Annotated in this window: 16 protein-coding genes and 1 pseudogene; 6 read left to right on the top strand and 11 right to left on the bottom strand. The window is 51.1% G+C overall.

The window, feature by feature from the left end:
• Window positions 1-193 precede the first annotated feature (193 nt).
• The 7 genes and pseudogenes from BOW52_RS14010 to dksA all read right to left on the bottom strand — a co-directional run.
• Window positions 194-658: a DUF2310 family Zn-ribbon-containing protein gene (locus BOW52_RS14010; RefSeq protein ID WP_135622447.1), complete on the bottom strand. Its 465-nt coding sequence runs from the start codon at window positions 656-658 to the stop codon at window positions 194-196.
• 271 nt (window positions 659-929) lie between these two features.
• The gene (locus BOW52_RS14005; protein ID WP_078484705.1) at window positions 930-1,559 is read right to left on the bottom strand and encodes a hypothetical protein; all 630 of its coding nucleotides are present in this window, start codon (window positions 1,557-1,559) and stop codon (window positions 930-932) included.
• Between the two features lie 26 nt (window positions 1,560-1,585).
• Entirely contained in the window at window positions 1,586-1,831 is a 246-nt protein-coding gene (locus tag BOW52_RS14000) for a hypothetical protein (protein ID WP_078484704.1), read from the bottom strand.
• Window positions 1,832-2,101: 270 nt separating this feature from the next.
• On the bottom strand, window positions 2,102-2,452 hold the full coding sequence (locus BOW52_RS17125; RefSeq protein WP_078484703.1) for a hypothetical protein: 351 nt from the start codon (window positions 2,450-2,452) through the stop codon (window positions 2,102-2,104).
• Between the two features lie 511 nt (window positions 2,453-2,963).
• Window positions 2,964-3,872 carry a tRNA glutamyl-Q(34) synthetase GluQRS gene (gene gluQRS / locus BOW52_RS13995; RefSeq protein WP_078484702.1) on the bottom strand — a complete coding sequence of 303 codons (909 nt, stop codon included), beginning with the start codon at window positions 3,870-3,872 and terminating at the stop codon, window positions 2,964-2,966.
• 17 nt (window positions 3,873-3,889) lie between these two features.
• A complete protein-coding gene (locus tag BOW52_RS13990) occupies window positions 3,890-4,567 on the bottom strand; it encodes a nitroreductase (protein WP_078484701.1) in 678 nt (225 codons plus the stop codon).
• A 95-nt stretch (window positions 4,568-4,662) separates the two neighbouring features.
• Window positions 4,663-5,058 (bottom strand): annotated as a pseudogene (dksA, locus tag BOW52_RS17475) (RNA polymerase-binding protein DksA); the annotation flags it as partial.
• A gap of 405 nt (window positions 5,059-5,463) precedes the next feature.
• Between dksA and BOW52_RS13980 the strand changes: the two are divergent.
• From BOW52_RS13980 to BOW52_RS13955, 6 genes are all read left to right on the top strand, one after another.
• Window positions 5,464-6,225, top strand: a complete 762-nt coding sequence (locus BOW52_RS13980) for an HAD family hydrolase (RefSeq protein ID WP_078484698.1) — start codon at window positions 5,464-5,466, stop codon at window positions 6,223-6,225.
• Window positions 6,215-7,408 carry a pyridoxal phosphate-dependent aminotransferase gene (locus BOW52_RS13975; protein ID WP_078484697.1) on the top strand — a complete coding sequence of 398 codons (1,194 nt, stop codon included), beginning with the start codon at window positions 6,215-6,217 and terminating at the stop codon, window positions 7,406-7,408. The genes BOW52_RS13980 and BOW52_RS13975 overlap by 11 nt, the downstream gene beginning before the upstream one ends.
• A gap of 177 nt (window positions 7,409-7,585) precedes the next feature.
• On the top strand, window positions 7,586-8,557 hold the full coding sequence (locus tag BOW52_RS13970) for a glycosyltransferase family 2 protein (RefSeq protein ID WP_078484696.1): 972 nt from the start codon (window positions 7,586-7,588) through the stop codon (window positions 8,555-8,557).
• A gap of 904 nt (window positions 8,558-9,461) precedes the next feature.
• On the top strand, window positions 9,462-10,247 hold the full coding sequence (locus BOW52_RS13965) for a MinD/ParA family protein (protein ID WP_078484694.1): 786 nt from the start codon (window positions 9,462-9,464) through the stop codon (window positions 10,245-10,247).
• A 142-nt stretch (window positions 10,248-10,389) separates the two neighbouring features.
• Window positions 10,390-10,623 carry a hypothetical protein gene (locus BOW52_RS13960; protein WP_078484693.1) on the top strand — a complete coding sequence of 78 codons (234 nt, stop codon included), beginning with the start codon at window positions 10,390-10,392 and terminating at the stop codon, window positions 10,621-10,623.
• A gap of 89 nt (window positions 10,624-10,712) precedes the next feature.
• Window positions 10,713-11,675 (top strand): radical SAM protein, encoded by a 963-nt coding sequence (locus tag BOW52_RS13955; protein ID WP_078484692.1) that lies wholly within the window; start codon window positions 10,713-10,715, stop codon window positions 11,673-11,675.
• Window positions 11,676-11,687: 12 nt separating this feature from the next.
• Here the strand turns inward: BOW52_RS13955 and BOW52_RS13950 are convergent, their stop codons facing one another.
• The 4 genes from BOW52_RS13950 to BOW52_RS17115 form a co-directional block, all read right to left on the bottom strand.
• Entirely contained in the window at window positions 11,688-13,316 is a 1,629-nt protein-coding gene (locus BOW52_RS13950) for a sensor domain-containing protein (RefSeq protein ID WP_078484691.1), read from the bottom strand.
• 462 nt (window positions 13,317-13,778) lie between these two features.
• Window positions 13,779-13,976, bottom strand: a complete 198-nt coding sequence (locus BOW52_RS13945; RefSeq protein WP_078484690.1) for a YgaP family membrane protein — start codon at window positions 13,974-13,976, stop codon at window positions 13,779-13,781.
• Between the two features lie 78 nt (window positions 13,977-14,054).
• Complete coding sequence (locus tag BOW52_RS13940; RefSeq protein ID WP_269087664.1) at window positions 14,055-14,630, bottom strand: Crp/Fnr family transcriptional regulator; 576 nt, start codon at window positions 14,628-14,630, stop codon at window positions 14,055-14,057.
• 156 nt (window positions 14,631-14,786) lie between these two features.
• On the bottom strand, window positions 14,787-15,302 hold a 516-nt coding region (locus BOW52_RS17115; protein WP_172840357.1), incomplete at its 5' end, for a hypothetical protein.

The following is a 15,302-nucleotide window of genomic DNA, read 5'->3' as shown; positions in this document are numbered from 1 at the left end:
GGGCGCCGTAGGCATAAACGGTCGCGTTAAGTATTTGCCGCTTGCTTGGGCTTGGACGCCCAAAACAAGCTTCCGCAAAAATAGCGACTCCCCGATATGGTTGTGGGAATAATTAATATGTATCTCAATGTGTCCATACGTTTAACGGGGGATGTTTAGCGTCCACTTGAGCGCCTTGATACTAGGAGGAACCTTACACCATGATATTGCATGCATCACACTTACCTGTTGCGAACTTAACATTTTGATCTAGAGGCTTGTAACAGTTTGGGCAGTGATTCGGAGAGCCATCGTCAGTATCGTAAAACCATAAATAGTAGGTTTTATAATGTTTAGATAATTTTTTAGCGACTGCCATGCCATCAATGTTTACTTGGCTATTTTTATCCGTAAGATTTTGTTTTGCATAATCTTCATACTCGCCGGATTGTAGCCAGAGCTCATAAAGTGCGTGAGAAATTGCAAACCAACATGCAACTTCATCAACCAATGATTCGGACAATCCTATAGACTCTGCATCGATTTCATTTTTGCAAGTAAAACAATGGATAGGATTATCAGTCAGTAAATCTACTAGCACAAGTTGGGTAACAGACTTACAAGCACATCTTTCGATATTTGTCCAAGGCCGAAGTTTATCGTAACTCGTTAGCTTCATGGCTTATTACGGCTAGTTAAACCGAAAGTTAAACCGTGTCAGAGAACAATTATTTCTAATATTAGAGAATAATGCTCTCTGGCACGGTTTTTCAGTAGATCTCATACTCATCCCACATATTTGCTTTCTTGACGCTAAGGTAACGCTTCTCACCACCCAGGGTAGCTATAGAAGCGATCAACAGGCTGATTCTCCAAAGCGGTCTCATTTCTATTGGTATAGAGTAAGGCTTATTGCTTACAACTGGTTTCACTATGGAATGATCACTCATTTACAAAATCCATGTGGCACTCAGCAATCCATTTCGACAAATACCAAATGACAATGACTGCGTATTCTTGTACGAAAAGAAATTGGAATATTTCTCAAAAGAATTTTTATTGCTGATAACAATTCTTTTAATGAATTCCTTATCGATATCGTTTTCCAATATCGACTCGTCTTGCATTGATTCAAGTTGGGCCCTTGCGCTGTCCTCGATCTTATTATGCAAATCAGGGTGATCATCTCTCAGCTGATCAAGGAACTTATTAATCTGTATATATTTCGTTACTACGCGATCTTGAAAATCTCTTGAATCGCCATCAATTATTGAGTTGGATTTTCTCTCTACATTGTCAGAGAAGACGCTATTGGTTCCCTTCCAGGCAGCCTTATCGGTGTCGCTAACTTCCCTCAGAGGAATGTCAATTGTCTTTAGGTAAAGGTTTTGCGCGTACAGCTTTGCGTCCGGAAAGGACTCCGCTGTTTCAATCTTAACCTTAAATTCATTGCTATCAATATAAGATATGCCTTTATCTAATGTTTCTTTCTTCTTTTTGCTGCAATAAGTGATTAAGTCTTTAGATTTGTTCTGCTGGGTTAGTAAAATCCATTGCTTTACCGCTACCCCATCAAGCATTTTGTCGATTTCTGTTTCGTATAGTTTTAATTTTTCAGATCATCATTAATCTTTTTCTGGATCTTTTTTTTATAGGTTGCCATATCGACAGAAAGATCTGGGTAGTAGCACTGAAAAATAGTTCCATCAGCTGTATAAAATTCTATTCCGTAGTCGCCACTGTCCTCATCAGGAACAGACCAAAAGTAAGGTTGGCCGTAATGATAACGCAGCATTATTTCGCAGAATACCTCCCACTCCTTTTTTGTCATGTTTTCCGTAAATGAGCTCATGTCTGCATGTCTATATAATTGTTTAACAAATCAAAAGGGGGTTGCCTTTTTTGCTTTTCCACACATAGGAACCCAATAAGCTCACCCATGCATATAAATAGCAAATCGAGAATACCCCTGTTGCGGCCAAATTAGCCTGTATAGTTCTGGTTGTTTCATAACTCCTCATGAACATAACGCAGAATTAAACCGACCCACCTCCGCGGCGCTTATTTTGTGCTGTATAGCACAAAATAAGCGCCGCGGAGGTGGGTCGGTTTGAATGACTTGTTATAAGTCATTATGGTATTCCTCAATGTTGCTTCCATCGAGTTTAAGGCCGCAATTCATACATTTTCGACTAAACAGGTTGCGCACAAACGAATACCCATTGATTTTAACATTAAACTTCTTTCCGCAATTTGGGCACTTGATTGATTCTTGCACAAAAAGCATGATGAAGCCGAGAATCGCTAGTACAAATGAGAGCTGATATATTGGCTTAAACCATGCTTCTAAATTAAGTTTCTTTAATACAAAGAACACAACAACACACACCGTAAAGATTAACAGCGGATAATCTGTTAGCGATTTAGTCTGCCTTATACGACCAAGTCCTTCTGCCAGTTCCTTACCGTTCATATGACTTATAACAGTATGTTAGACAGAATCTGCACTATTACTAATGCTACGGATTCCACCTATCACGATTGGGTGAATACGGTTTTGTTGGTTGGATATCAGTGCGACGCAGTGAATTGACACAATGAAAACGCTCCCTGTTTTATTTGTTGGTCGGCTCATAGTTAGCCGTAACCACCTGTTTTTATTTGTGTGTTACTTCCATGCAGGTCGGTCTGTTTGCGGGCCGGTGCAGGTTTGACGTCTCTATTACCCTGCAATTCACACTCTAAGTCAATGGGATATGCATCAAAGCGTGTTGTGATAGGCCGCCAACGATTGGTCGGATATCAGATGCACAGCGGTTAGTCTCTTCCATGCACCGATTACCACTTTGCGTGCCTTCGCGTCCTTTGCGGTTATGCCGGGTTGTCATATTGCTTGCTCGGAACAGCTGCTAAAAAGATTTTCCGGACTTCCCTAAAGGACTCGAGCCTGCGGCTTATCTTGCTGCGTTGCATCCGGGCTATATTTAACCTGTGTGTTCGATGGCTCGTTGTGCAGCGATCTGCTCGGGTCGCCAGTGCTCGATAGCCCACCGCAGTAGCTCGTCATGCTCGGCATCTCTGAGTTCAGAGTCGGGCTTTTGACCAAGAAATTGCAGTGCCTTGATAAGCAGTGGTACTGGGTTATCGAATGGGATGGCGGTGGCGAAGGTCTGTTTGCTTAGCTTCTCTCCGGCGGCGTTGACCGCTACCGGCAGGTGGAGATAGTCGGGCTGTGGCAGACCTAGGCGCTGCTGTAGAAGGATTTGACGTGGGGTTGAGTCGAGCAGGTCGGAGCCGCGTACTACCTCGGTGATGCCCTGTGCGGCATCATCGATCACCACTGCCAGCTGGTAGGCGAAGAGGCCGTCGGCGCGACGAATCACAAAATCACCTACTTCACGGGCCATCTGCTGGGATATTTCGCCCTGCAGCGAATCATTAAATCGGATCGTCTCATTTTCGATCAGCAGGCGTACTGCGTGATGGCCATGTGGTGGTTGGGTGGTGCTGCGACAGCTGCCGGGATAGACGCCACTGGCAAGGCCTGCCTGCTCTGCTGCCGTGGCAATCTGTTTGCGGCTGCAACGACAGTAGAAGAGTGCGTCGTCATGATGGAGTTGATCGATCGCTTCCAGGTAGGCCTCGCTGCGCTGGCTCTGGTAGAGCGTCTCGCCATCCCAGTGGAGGCCGTAGTGGTCGAGGGCTCTCAGTATCTCGTCGGTGGCGCCGGCCACCTCACGCGGTGGATCGATATCTTCAACGCGTAGCAGCCACTGGCCGCCACGACTGCGTGCCTGTAGATAGCTGCCGAGGGCGGCGACCAGTGAGCCGAAGTGGAGTGGGCCAGTCGGGGAGGGGGCGAAGCGGCCGATGTAGTTAGAGACGTCGGTCATCGTTGGACAGTTGTCTGTTACTCAAACCACTGGGTGAACGACTCAACCGGCTCTCTTTCAGTACGGTAGCTGTTCACTGGATGGTCGGGATCGGCGTAGCCGAGTGCCATGCCACAGACCACCTGTTTGTCGCTGCTATAACCGAGTGTCTCGCGCACGATATCGGGGTACTCCGCCAGCGCTGCCTGTGGGCAGGTGGCCAGGCCGAGTGACTGGGCCGCGACCATCACGCTCTGCAGGAAGAGGCCCATGTCGATCCAGGCACCCTGTGAGAGATCGCTATCGATGAAATAAACCAGACCGACCGGCGCATCAAAAAAGCGATAGTTGCGATACCACGCCTCGCGCTGTTTATCCCTATCCTCACGGCTGATCTTCAGCGCGCTGTAGAGTGCCAGTCCGGTCGCCTTGCGGCGCTGTTTGTAGGGTTCACGCCACTCAGAGGGGTAGTAGGCGTAGTCGGGGTTCTCGGTCGCACCGCTGTCTCGGGCGGCGATTATGCGTTCACCGAGCAGCCGCTTGGTTTTACCTGTAACCACCGCCACCTGCCAGGGCTGGATATTGACCCCGGAGGGGGCGTAACGGGCGGTATCGAGCAGGGTGGTGATCAGCTCTCGGCCCACCGGCTGGTCGAGGTAGGCGCGGGTGGAGCTACGCTGTTTGATTGCATCGATGGCGTTGAGTGGTTCGGTCATGGCTATCGGCTCGCTAATCAGGGTGCATTTATGGAGCTAGAAACAAAAACGCCTCTCACAGGGAGAGGCGTTGTTTGCTCTACAGATCGCTACGATCAGCCGCGCTGCTTCTCGCGGATCTCATCGAGGGTCTTGCAGTCGATGCAGAGGGTGGCGGTGGGGCGTGCCTCAAGGCGACGAACACCGATCTCAATACCGCACGACTCGCAGTAACCGTAGTCACCGGCCTCAAGGTTCTCAAGGCTCTCGTCGATCTTCTTGATCAGTTTGCGCTCACGATCACGGGTGCGAAGCTCAAGGCTGAACTCCTCCTCCTGGGTGGCGCGATCGTTGGGATCGGGGTAGTTGGCCGCATCGTCCTGCATGTGGTGCATGGTGCGGTCGACCTCTTCCATCAGCTCATGCTTCCAGATCATCAGCAGATCACGGAAATGCTCGACGTGATCGTCGTTCATGTACTCCTCACCCTTCTTCTCTACATAGGGTGTGAAGCCAGTGGCTGTACCGGTATCGGCAGCGGACTTCTTCTTAGCGCTCTTCTTCTTAGGAGCCGCTTTTTTAGCGACAGCTTTCTTTTTAGGAGCAGCCTTCTTTGCTGGAGCAGCCTTTTTAGCGGGTGCTGCCTTCTTGGCAACAGCCTTCTTTTTCGGGGCTGCTTTTTTGGTTGCTGCTTTTTTGGTGACTTTCTTTACCGCCATTTTAATAGGCTCCTGCCTGCTAAAAACAAAGCCGGAATTCTATACCAAAAGCAGATTGAGGTGCCAATAGTCTTATTAATGGCCGTATACCGAATAAAAAGTCATTTTTTACAATGTCTTACAATCTGTGGCGGCGGTGTGGCTGCATGAGTTCAGGGGTTGCGGTATGCTTCGGCGCTCGAAAGTAGGAGAGAAAGAATGAGTCAACTGGAAGCACTATTGTTCGATGTCGATGGCACCCTTGCCGATACAGAGCGAGATGGTCACCGCGTCGCCTTTAACCTCGCCTTTGCCGATGCCGGTCTCGACTGGGAGTGGTCAGAGGAGCTCTACGGCAAACTACTGGCAGTAACCGGGGGTAAGGAGCGCATCCGCTACTACCTCGATAACTACAACACCGAATTCAAACGTCCCGATGATCTCGATGAGTTCATCGCCGGACTGCACAAGGCGAAGACCGCCCACTATGTGAAGCTGCTCAGTAACGGTGTGATTCCACTGCGCAGCGGTGTTAGACGTCTGATCGACGAGGCGCGTGCGGCAGGTCTGCGACTGGCGGTCTCGACCACCACCACACCGGCCAACGTCGAGGCGCTACTGGAAAATGCACTCGCACCCGGCTCAATGGCCTGGTTTGAAGTGATCGCCGCAGGCGATATCGTCCCGGCGAAAAAACCCGCTCCCGATATCTACGACTATGCGATGGAGCAGATGGGGCTCAAGCCGGAGCAGTGCATCGCCTTTGAAGACTCTTATAACGGTATTCGCTCCTCGCTTGGTGCCAAGCTGAAGACCATCGTTGCAGTGAACGGTTACACACGCGATGAGGATTTTGAGGGTGCTGAAATCATCCTCAATGAGTGGGGTGAGCCCGATGCACCGTTCGAGGTGATCAACGGTGATGCGAACGGTTCAAACTGTCTCGATCTTGAGATGGTAAGACGTCTGCATGGCGGCTGAGCAGCCACCTGAGGCCCATATCGCCCAGCGCATGGGCGAGATTGAACCGTTCCATGTCATGGATCTACTGGCGCGCGCCCGTGCGCTGGAGGCAGAGGGGCGTTCCATCATCCATATGGAGGTGGGTGAGCCCGATTTCGTAACACCAGAACCGATTATCGAGGCGGGTAGGGCGGCACTGGCGGCAGGTAAGACCCACTACACGCCAGCCGTCGGTCTACCTGCACTGCGCGAGGCGCTCTCCGCATACTACCGCGATCAGCTGGGTGCCGATGTGCCTGCCGAGCGATTCATCATTACCCCGGGTGCCTCCGGTGCCCTGCAGTTGATCATGGGTGTGCTGGTCGATCCGGGTGATGAGGTGTTGATGGCCGATCCGGGCTATCCCTGCAATCGCCACTTCGTAAGACTCTTCGAGGGGAAGGCCGTCGGAATCCCCGTCGATGCAGAGAGCGGCTACCAGCTCACCCTCAAACAGGTCGAGGCGCACTGGAGCGAGCGGAGTCGGGCCGTACTGCTCGCATCTCCTGCCAATCCGACCGGCACGATCGTGCCCGAGGATGAGCTGAGGGCAATCGTTGAGTTTGTGAATGCGAAGGGTGGCCGGGTCATTGTCGATGAGATCTACCACGGCCTGATCTACGCCGATCGTCCACCGAGTGCGGCGGCGATTTCCGATCAACTCTTTATCGTCAACAGCTTCTCGAAATATTTCGGCATGACCGGATGGCGACTCGGATGGATAGTTGCACCTGAGTCCTACGTGCGTGAAATCGATAAGCTTGCACAGAACATCTTTCTTGCCGCACCAACACCGGCACAGCATGCCGCACTGGCCGCGTTTGAAGTGGATACGCTAGCGATACTGGAGCAGCGTCGCATTGAGTTTGGTAAAAGGCGTGACTACCTGTTGCCAGCACTACGACATTTGGGTTTCGATATTCCGATTACCCCACAGGGAGCCTTCTATCTCTATGCCGACTGTTCGCGCTTCAGTAGTGATAGTTATCAGCTGGCCAACAGCCTGCTAAATGATGCAGGCGTTGCCATTACACCGGGGCTCGACTTTGGTTCGAATCAACCGGAGCGCTACCTACGCTTCGCCTACACAACCTCGATTGAAAAATTGAAAGAGGGTGTGGCGCGGATCGAGGCGTGGCTCCACAACAATAAGAGAAAATAGATGATGAAAAAAATGGCCCAACTCATTACCACACTGGCTGTTCTGGCGCTGCTCACCGCCTGTGCCGTACCCGATCTGCCGGGTCCGATCGGCATTCCCGGTCTCTAATAATACGTCGCCTGTCGACGAGTGACGTCGAATAGGTAAATGGAGTAGGTTTGTGAAAAGGGGGCAGATATGGTGACCGTTTCTGTTGCACTGTGTACCTATAACGGTACTCGTTTTCTGGCGCAGCAACTCGACTCCATTCTTGCTCAATCTCATCGGCCCGATGAGATAGTCGTTTGCGATGATGCTTCGCACGACGGTACGGTGGAGATTATTGAGGAGTATTCGAGAGCATACCCCGGTCTTTTCAGGAGCGTTTATAACGAGCGAAATTTAGGCTACATAAAAAATTTTCAACAAGCAGTTTTACTTTGTAACGGCGATCTGATCTTCCTCTCAGACCAGGACGACATCTGGCACGAAAATAAGGTCTCCACCCTGGTTGATTCCATGCAAGAGAATGAGGGCGCAGGCTACGCCTTCTCGGATGCGGTACTGGTGGATGAGGCGGGAAAAGGGATTGGAAGGGAGCTCTGGAGAAGCGTGGGGTTTTCACTCAGGAAGCGAGATCGCTACCTCCAACACCATCTGCAGGGCGAGATGCTGTTGGCCAGAAATTATGTGACCGGTGCGGCTCTCTGTTTTAGGGGGCATTTGAAAGGTTTGGTGTCGCCGTTTCCTGGTTTTATGGTTCACGACCACTGGCTTGCACTGGCGTTTTCCACTCAGGGCCACTATGGCGTTGCTGTCGAAGAGCCGCTGTTTCAATACCGTCTGCATAGCGGACAGTCGCTGGGTCTGAAAGTGAGATCTCCTATTAAGGAGGTGATTCACGGTTGGCATTTAAAACGGATGAAACTGAGAAAGCTTATTGAGGTGGAGGCTATTGCGACCTGGTTCAGGAGTACTTTGGGTGTAGAGGGCTATCGCGAACGGTGTGGCTTTGTCGATGAGAAGATGGCGTACTGCAACAAACGACTGGAGATAGGTCGTGAAAGGGTGTTTCACAAAAGGGTCACCCGGATAGTGGCAATGCTGATGCGTGGTGAGTATGGACGGTTCGAGTCAAACATGACGTTGTTCAAGGATATTCTGAGCTAGTCTACAACTACATCTAAGTAGTCGGGCTGGATTGCCTAAATGTTCACCCTGTTTCCACAGATCCCCATTTTGTCGTGGAGATAGACGATGAGCATGAAAAAGAGCTCTCCAGGACACCGTTCATCCTTACAGTGCATCCATTAATTATAACCCTTAATAGATTACTTCTTCGATTCTCTGCGTAGTCGCAGAAGTCGGCATATCGTTTATCGAGTAGGGTGAGTTCCTGACAGTGAAGTAGCTTCTTTTGGGTGGGTGGTTTTTAACCGTGTTTTGATGAAGCTTCCGTATCGTTGCTTCTGCCCCAGATTGTGTTCCATCAAGCATGCTGGGTCCTGAAAGAATCTGCACCCTTTGCTCTTTGCTCGCAGACAGAAATAATGGTCGACCTCATCGATAAACAGCTTCTTCTCGAATCCCCCCCCAATCCGTGGGCTATGTCGACATTCAGCGGGTTTCCGGGGGCCATTACTAACGTTTTCATTTCGATACCAGAGTCGGAGCCACTTTCGCAGCCATGGTTGGCTTTGAGAATGGTCGTGTCGGCGGGTAGAGCGGAGAGCTGAGTGTAGTGCCGACTGTTGCGAATTGATTAAGAGATTATGGGGTGTGGTCTGTGTGTGGCAGGGAGCAGGAGGGCGGCTTCTTCTCTTGCGCATCGATACCGGAGCAGCGGTGAGTTGTCGGGTGGAGTGAGTCGTGAAACAGAAGTTTACGCTTCGACTGAAGATTAATTGGCTATTGGTGTATAGACCTGTCGATATTTATTACCGTTGATTAACAACCACCTAACGAAAACATCTACGCCGCTCACTATAACTGTTGTCAAAAACCATAGTATACAAGTCGAGAATTGCGTCTACGCTGAAAATTAGCTGATGGGGTTGGCCAGAGGGGCGTGGCAATGCACAGAGAGAGTGGAACACGGGCGCGGGTCATTGCAGTGACATCGGGCAAGGGAGGAGTCGGAAAAACCAATATCGCGGTGAGTCTATCGATTGCACTGGCTAATCTTGGTGAGCGGGTGATCCTGATGGATATGGATATGGGGCTGGCCAATATCGATGTCATACTCAATCTGCGCGTGACAGATAATTTGGCTGATGTGCTTGCGGGTCGAAAGCGTATCGATGAGATTATGATTGAAACGCCCTACGGTATCGGGGTAGTGCCGGGTGCCTCTGGCGATGAGCACCTTGCCAATCTGAGTGAGGATGAGCAGTTGCAACTGCGTGATGCACTCTACTTTCTCAGCGGTGCGGCGGATTACCTCATCATCGATACCGGTGCGGGAATCTCGCGTAACACCACGATGTTTACTGGCAGTGCCGATGAGGTGCTGGTGGTGGCAACGCCCGAACCGACCTCGATGGTGGATGCCTATGCAGCGATAAAGACGGTCCATGGCATGGCACCCGAGGCGGATATCCACCTGTTGCTCAACATGGCACGTAGTAAACAGGATGCAGAGCGGGCGACCCGCCGAATCAGTCACATCGCGCTCAATTTCATTCATAGTCGCCTACAGAATGATGGATATATCCTCTTTGATGGGGTGGTCTCCGATGCCGTACGAAAAAAAACGCCCATTCATCATGGAATATCCGAGCAGCGAGGCGGCACACGCCGTACGCCGCATCGCCAGGACCTTGAACAGCCACCTGCCACAGCATGCTGCGGCGAAGTCTGAACGTACCGATGATGGATTCATCTTTCGTCTGATGCACTCCCTGGCAAGTTAATGGGTCAATGGGTGCACTCACTCGATTTGAATTGTTGACTATAATCGTAGGGGATAGACTTGGGCTCACGCATGTGAGAGGAGGTGGGTGATGGCTAGACAGGTACAGGTGAATCTCGATCAGGCGGTCTATGATCGTCTGTTGGAACTGCAGGTTGCCCCCTATAGCGATATCAATGCGGTGATTGATCGGCTACTGTTCCACAGTGGTCACAAAAGCCGAGAGGTGCAGCAGCTAGAGGCAGATGAGCAGCACTTCAGTACTGACGAGGAGTTGAAACGCGATCGTGATGGCGTCTACGTCAGTTCGGGTATCTCATCTTAGGGTTACGGCCTGGTCTCTATTGACAGTGAAGCGCCTCATGGCGATTCGAAGAGGTTGATTGCCAGTCGGGTACTGCCTCAGGGACTCTTTTGGCCAGGATTGGTCAGGGTGAGTGTGTAATTATTTCCGATGTGGTTCGGGCTGGGGGGAGTGTGGGTCTTCGTTCGTTGTTTACCAGCAAGGTGAGACAGAAGGTCTGTTGCGAAATCAATGTGGTCGATCACTGCAATATTACCTGTCGTGACTGTAATCACGGCTCCCCCGGTGTTGCCGAGCGCTTTATCGATCCTGATCAGCTAGGTCGAGAGCTGTCAGCGCTGAAGAGACACTATCTACCATCAACAATAAAGCTGATTGGCGGTGAACCGCTACTGCACCCACAACTGCTCGAGGTGATCCGGGTGGTTCGAGAGAGCGGCATTGCCCCCCGAATCTTATTAGTAACAAACGGTATCTTGCTACCGAAGATGGAGGATGAATTGTGGCGTGCGATTGATGCTCTCGATGTCTCAATCTATCCCAAGCCGGGGCTCTCTGATGAGACGGTTGAACTGATCAAGAGCAGGGCGGCAGCGTTCAATGTTGAGTTGGAACTGCTGCAGTTTAGTGAGTTCAGAGTCCAGTATTCGACGCACAATAATCGCGATAGTACGCTTACCCGAAGAATCTTTGAGTCATGCAGGATGGTGCAGTTGTGGCGGTGTGATGTTATTCATGACGGTTACTTCTATCGCTGTCCACAAAGCATCTATGGACCTAGGCTTGCGGGCGAACAGACTCCGTTTGAGCATGATCGATTGCGTATTGAAGACTCGCTTCGATTTAGAAAACGGTTAAGTGACTTTCGTCATTCGCAGCAACCGCTGGCAGCCTGTCGCTACTGTTTGGGGACGGCAGGTATGACTCGAACACACCAGCTAGAAAGAAAGAATCTCTGGTCTTCAACTATTGAAGCCCCGGTAGAAACGGTGGTTGATATTCCCTTCATGGAGCGGGCAGAGCAGGATATCCGTCTGCGCCAGGGGTGTCGCAAAAAAATGCAGGAAGGATAACTGTTCTCGAGTCTACTCTTTATTCAAAAAGAGAGTGTGACGGTCACGGCCCAGATGCTTTGAGCGGTAGAGCGCGTTGTCAGCGCACTTGATCAGTTCATCAGCGGTGGTGCAGCAGTCTGGGAAAATCGAGATGCCAATGCTGCAGCTTACGTGGAGTCTGTTGCGACCTATGCTGATCGGTTTTTTCAATGAAGCAGACATCTTCTCGGCTACTGCTGTCGCAGCTTCAGGATTGGCGATATCAGTGAGAATAGCCGTGAACTCATCACCCCCCAGTCTTGCGACAGTATCGGACTCGCGTACACAGCCGGAGAGCCGATCAGCAACGCCACAGAGCAGTCGATCTCCGACATCGTGACCATGCTCATCATTGATCACTTTGAAATAGTCGAGATCGATGAACATCACCGCAATACGACGCTCATCACGCCGTGCCTGAACGATCGCCTGGGAGAGTCGGTCATAGAAGAGGGCGCGGTTAGGCAGCTCGGTCAGCGGGTCGTGGTGCGCAAGTCGTTGTAGTCGATCTACCTGAGCCTTCTGTTCGCTGATGTCGGAGAAGATGCCGACGTAGTGGTTGACCTGTCCTGTGGCATCGGCCACAGCAGTGATTTTTAACCACTTCGGGTAGACCTCACCGTTTTTGCGCCGATCCCAGACCTCACCCTCCCAACGACCAAAGTTGAGCAGGCCCTTCCACATCGCCTCATAGAAGGCGTGGTCATGTCGTCCTGACTTTCCAAAATTGGGGTTCTTGCCTAGTACCTCGCTACGCTCGTAACCGCTAATGGCACAGAAGGCGGGATTGACCTCGAGAATGTTGCCTTTGCTATCGGTGATTAGAATCGCATCGCCGGCATTCTGAAAGACCTTTGCTGCCAGACGCCGCTCACTCTCGGCCTCATTCTGGTCGCTGATATCTCGAGCGTTTACGACCATGCCAATAATTTTGTCGTTGTGATCTTTTGCCGGTGAGTAGCTGACGTCCATCAGCCGACGACCAGGCCCTTTGAAATCGAACCAGCCTTGATAGCTAATTGTTTCACCCGCCAGGCAGCGATCTATTCGCGGTTTAATGTCTTCGAATATCTCCTGCCCGAGTAGATCGGCAACGTGTGTATCGACAATCTCCTCATAGCTCAAGTTGTGGGCTTCAAGATAGGCGTTGTTAACGGCTCTGTAGATGTAGTTGCTGTCAACAAAAGAGAGGTGACCGCTGGAGGCAGAGACGATACGTTCGAACATCTCAGCACGCTTTTTTGAGCGTCGTAGTTCAGTAATGTTGTTACCGGTGCAGACGATACCGTCTATCTCACCCTTGCGATCAATTAGAGCCGTGTTGGTCCACTTGATGCTGTACTTTTCCCCCTCACGCGTGAAGAGGTGGTTCTGATACTGGAAGGGGAACTGATCTCGACGGAGTGATTCAAAGCGGCCCTGTATGGTCGACTGTTGATGTGCTGAGAAGAGTAGTGACCAGATGGTCTTGCCAATCGCCTCCTCTTCACTGTAACCACTCAAAGTTTCACAGGCACGATTAAAGCGGACGATCCGACCGCTTCTGTCGAGAAGGATAACGAGTTCAGTGATGGAACTTAAGAGGGTGTCAAGAAAGGCCTGGCCGCATTCGCTACTCATCTCAATAGCCCAGCGTCATGCAATTTTACATGGCTTATAACGGTGAACGGTCTTTCTGCTCTCAACACTGCTTTATCAACACTCGCTACAAAAAACTTCCTTGATATTGGCTGTAATGTTCTCCGAACCTTTCCGATGTTCTAACCTGACCTTAGCGGGAGGGTGGTCTTTATGCAAACGAAAATGATTCGCATATATGTCATGTCTGACATGAAGGCTGTGATGTATATAGACCAATTCTCAGAAAGAGAGGGAGAGGGGAAGGTCAGTTTAATTATTTAGAAATGATCTATTGTCGGGGCAGTGCAAAATGCAACTATTCTGGGCGGATTTTTCTTACGAATGGTTGTTAGAAATGTGATGATCCATCGGGCTATTTGGCGTTACCGCTGGGCGAGACACTGTAGTAAAAAGGGAGGCACTAGCCCCCCTTTTTTACTCGTTGCAACAACAGAGTGATTATTAACCCTTTGTGCTTATCGGACAGCTATTGAGCCCCAGCAGCGGATAGAAGGGGCACCAGCCCATCGCTCCGGTGGCGAGCGGGATAACGCCGATAAAACCCCACAGGCCAATCGTTCCCGTTGCTGTCAATATAATTAGTGCCAGACCTGCAACGATGCGCAGGATTTTATCGATACCGCCAACATTCTTTTTAATGCTCTCTACTCCTCATCTACGTGATCAAAATGGATGAGTCGATAGTAGGCCGCTGCTTAGTCCCTGTAAGTGACAAACTCACATAGCCGCTTCTGCCGCGAGTTTTATTAACTCCGAACGATCAAGTAGTGAGACATGACCGCGACTGAGCGCTACCCAGCCGTGGCGTTCGAACTCCTTGAGCAGACGGCTGATCACCTCACGTGCGGTGCCCAGCTCTCGCGCCAGAAGCTGGTGGGTGGTGGTTATCGTTCCCTCGGTGGGCGTCATCTCTAGCAGCAGCTGAGCGAGGCGAATATCCATGCGACCGAAGGCGACGGCATCGATCAGGGTGACCAGTCCGGCGATGCGACTGCCGAAGGCGTCGAAGACAAAATCACGAAACTGATCTGAGGCGGTAAGCGCCTGATCAAAAGTAGATTGGGGTAGTGCGATCGCCTCCACGGCTGTCTCGGTGATCGCCTCGGCATTGTAGTCGCAGTGGGAGAGCAGACAGCTAGTGGTAAGAATGCACGTCTCTCCCGACTCGACCCGATAGAGTACGATCTCACGTCCCGATTCAGAGAGCTTCTGCACCCGTACTGAACCGTCGATCACTAGCAGGTAGTTCTGGCACGCATCGCCTTCGCGAAACAGCGTCTGGCCAGCAGCAATTGTGACGGGTTGTAGTCTGGCGGCGCTCTGTTGCCAGTCGCTGTTATCGATCGCTTTAAGCAGTGGGAAGTGGTCGAGCCATGTGGATGAGGTGTTCGCGCAGGCGGTTCCTCTCTAAATCGTCGCCGCTAGCCTAGCAGAGAGCGATGTGATGGTTTAGCACTGCTCCTCGTCACGCAGCAGCCAACGACGCAGATCGTCGGCCACGTAGGTGTGGGCCGCGTGGGCGTGGTGCACGGTGATACGACTGTTGCGACCATCGATGGCAGTGATGGTGGTCATGAAGTAGTAGCCGAAGCCGCCGAGCAGATCGGGCAGTGAGGCGGTGATCTCGGCCTCTTTAATATCGGGGAAAATCACGCCCTTGATCGAAAAGCCGCCGGTGAAGCGATTTGCCTCGTAACAGTCGCGCATCATGATGAAACTAACGCGGTAGGCCTTCTGGTATTCAAAGGGAACGACAAAACTGTGGTGGCCGAGTGACCGGTCCTGTTTGAGCTGTTTGATTGAAGAGGCGCCGCAGGCGCTGAGTATTGCGCTTAATATCAGTATCAAGAGTGGTTTTATAACCCCCGCGCTGACCGCTATGGATAGCGAAGCGAAGGCGGTTAGTCCGCGATAGTCGACGCCGTCTGCATATTCGTAGTTGAGAGCGCGAGCGAACGACGAAGA

Origin of the sequence: Solemya pervernicosa gill symbiont (assembly GCF_002020875.1) — a bacterium.
GTDB lineage: Bacteria > Pseudomonadota > Gammaproteobacteria.
This window is presented reverse-complemented; position numbering and strand designations above follow the sequence as displayed.